Below are 2,681 nucleotides of genomic sequence, written 5' to 3'. Positions count from 1 at the left end.
AAGGCAGTCACAGCCTCGGCCCAGGCGGGGAAAGCCTGGGCCGAGGCTGTGACCAATTGATGGACACCGACCATCGGCGCGGGAACACGGACCCGCTCTGCATCTCGCTGGAGATCCAGAGCGGTTTCCAGTGCCTTTTGGGCCCGTTGGGCCCGACGGTACAAATCCGTTGCAGAGGCGGCAGACTGGGAATCTGCAAGCGTCAGGGCATCCAAGTCATCTTGGAGTCGGACCAGACTGTCCGTCCAGTGCTGGCACCACCGGAGGTATTGCAAAACGGCACGGCGCTGCGGGGTCAGCAGCAACCAACGGCCGGTTGCTTCCCGCGGGCTAACTGCCATACCAACCCAGGTCAGAAGCAGGAGCACAAGCAATGCTCCTGTTATTATGACAAATCGCCGATGGACCTCAATCTCCACTGGATTCCTCCCGCAGCACCCGCAAAAGTGCCTGGCGGATCTCTGGATGGAGCTTTCCGCTCGAGTCCAGAGCAGCTTGAGGAACAATCTCGGGTTGTCCGCCGTTTGCCAATATTTCCAAAAGCTCCCTTCGGGCCTGAGGAGTTAGATCCTTGACGACATTTGCGACCAGGGAATCCAGGGCAGAGAGCAACAAGGAATCCAGAATCGGTATAACAGCTCGGGCGCCGATTTCGTGGACAATACGTGAGCCGGGGCCGCTCACGTCGCGACTCTGCAACCAGCCAATGACCACGACCTGGCACTCCTTGGATAGAGTGTCCAGCAGGGGAAGAAAACGCTGGCCACAGCAATTCACAGTGAAGAAGTCGCTGGACGCTGGTTTTTTGCGGGGAAGATCGGGAGTACGCGGGATCGCGATGCGAAAACTGATTTTAGGCTTGTTGCCAGTGCGGGTGGAGAAACACTCCACATCGCTCACGACTTTTCCGATGGCGACGACGAAGTTGCACAGGGAAAGACGGTCCTCTTGGATTTGGATATCGGCGCCGTCGGCACCCTGGGCAAAACTGATAGAGGCAAAATCAGATTTCATTTCCATTCGCCTCCTGGGAAAATTTGGTCGGCGATGATTTCCACGCCGACCCGCTTGGCGTAAAGGTCATCCGATTTTGATAGAACAGCCTGCAAGCGCAGGACGATCTTGCCAGGTGCGCCAGCACGGCGGGCCAGGCGTACTATCTCATCCTTAAGCGGAATAGAGAGGTTGTTTGTCCGAATCGATCCAATCACAGTCACAGTGGGTTGTTCGTGGAGTTTGCAGTCGGGGGCAAATCTGAGGAAATCAGGTGGATTGTGGACAATGACGGGCGGGAAGCACAAGTTGCCATCTGGCCCGAAAGTGGCCAGGATAAACAAATATGTTTCCCTGTCGATCCTTCGCAACGGAGATGCCACCTTGCCAGTTACAAGAATCTGGTTAAGCATAATTTTCCCCCTGTTACTGACCATCCGGGTTTTAATTGTTCACGATGAATCGAACGGTAGTGGGTTGCCCCACCACGCGAGTCAGTACTCGTTCCACTACAGGCTTTAGACGGCTTTCCAGCCAGTCGCGCGCATAAGTGTTGGCGACCCTGATGACGAAGGTGCCGTCCTCGCAGGCAATTGCCCGCGACCCTCGCAACCAGGTCTCGAATGTAGCGCGCGTCAGTTCCAATTGAAGTTCGCCCAAGGCTCTTTGCCAGAGCCTTTCTGGCTCAGGGGTTTCCTCCTCCGGAACCGCCTCGCGTGCTTGCTCCCCAGTGTTCCCCTGCTCAAGTTCCGGGAAAACGCCGTTTTCCTGAAGTGTTCTGGCAATCTCATCAGTGCTGTCTAATTCTTTCGTTCTCGCTCGCTCTTTTTTCTCTTCTTCCTCTTCCTCCTCTAAAAAAATTGGCTCTGGTTCTAACATGGTTCTGGTTTGTTGTGGTGTTTTGCCACAACGGCTCTTCCAGCAAATCCAATGCCAGGTTGATGGCTTATCCCTGAGTGTTCGTATTGTTCCACCTCCTCGGGGGTGGGAAATAGCAAGTACCTGTTGCTCGCGAACTGCCCCCCGGTTTGCTGCGGCTGATAGCGCAACAAAACGCGGTGGCCATCAATCGTCATTTGACAGAGTTCAGATAATGCGTCACGGATCTTGTCTTGGCTATAGCCAGTCTCGCGAGACAAGGTCTCGTAGGATGGCCACGCCCAGCCATCCTCGTTGGCGTGCAAAGAAATTGCCAGTAAGACCGCGAGTTTGGCTCCCTTGAATAAGTGCAAATACTCACGGAACATGATGTCTATTTTGGCATAGACCTGCGAAGTCGGTATCTCTCCCAGGCCCCGGCGGCGACCATTGAAGATTGTAATCATGCTTCCCCCTATTTTCTTTTATTACCGCTATATTTCATACGCTATCAGAAAAACTCAATAAAACGGCCTATAAGCCCTACGCTGGCGTAGGGTCTGTATGATTTATCGTCGCGCTCCGGAGCGATTCCGCGCCTGCGCTGGCGTATGCGCTGACGTACCGCTGGCGGTGCGCCAGCGGAGTGCGCCAGCCATACGCTGGCGTAGCCAACCCTCCAACATCGTTTGCCTGCAAGCAGTTGCCCCTCCGCCACCGCAATGAAATCGCCCCGGCCCAGCAACCGCTCTGCCCCCGTCCACTTCCACCTTGTTGCCACCCGCGCATCCTCGGGACTGGTCACTTTCCCCACCAGCCGCACCGGGAAG

The 2,681-nt window shown here is 55.5% G+C and carries 6 protein-coding genes; all 6 read right to left on the bottom strand.

Annotation, left to right across the window (positions count from 1 at the left end):
• Nucleotides 1–419: hypothetical protein (locus ABJK56_RS17480; RefSeq protein ID WP_347245966.1), on the bottom strand; the 419-nt coding region annotated here is incomplete at its 3' end.
• Nucleotides 409–1,014, bottom strand: coding sequence for a hypothetical protein (locus ABJK56_RS17475; protein WP_347245965.1), 606 nt, complete (start codon nt 1,012–1,014; stop codon nt 409–411). The genes ABJK56_RS17480 and ABJK56_RS17475, both read right to left, overlap by 11 nt.
• Nucleotides 1,011–1,406: a hypothetical protein gene (locus ABJK56_RS17470; protein WP_347245964.1), complete on the bottom strand. Its 396-nt coding sequence runs from the start codon at nt 1,404–1,406 to the stop codon at nt 1,011–1,013. Before ABJK56_RS17470 ends, ABJK56_RS17475 begins: the two co-directional genes overlap by 4 nt.
• A gap of 31 nt (nt 1,407–1,437) precedes the next feature.
• The gene (locus ABJK56_RS17465) at nt 1,438–1,872 is read right to left on the bottom strand and encodes a DnaA N-terminal domain-containing protein (RefSeq protein ID WP_347245963.1); all 435 of its coding nucleotides are present in this window, start codon (nt 1,870–1,872) and stop codon (nt 1,438–1,440) included.
• Nucleotides 1,866–2,318, bottom strand: coding sequence for a helix-turn-helix domain-containing protein (locus tag ABJK56_RS17460; RefSeq protein WP_347245962.1), 453 nt, complete (start codon nt 2,316–2,318; stop codon nt 1,866–1,868). Before ABJK56_RS17460 ends, ABJK56_RS17465 begins: the two co-directional genes overlap by 7 nt.
• A gap of 44 nt (nt 2,319–2,362) precedes the next feature.
• A partial coding sequence (locus tag ABJK56_RS17455) for a hypothetical protein (RefSeq protein WP_347245961.1) occupies nt 2,363–2,681 on the bottom strand: 319 nt, incomplete at its 5' end.

The sequence above is a fragment of the Thermogutta sp. genome, from assembly GCF_039793925.1.
Lineage (GTDB): Bacteria > Planctomycetota > Planctomycetia > Pirellulales > Thermoguttaceae > Thermogutta.
Note: the sequence above shows the minus strand (reverse complement) of the source record. Positions and strands in the feature narration are given on the sequence as shown.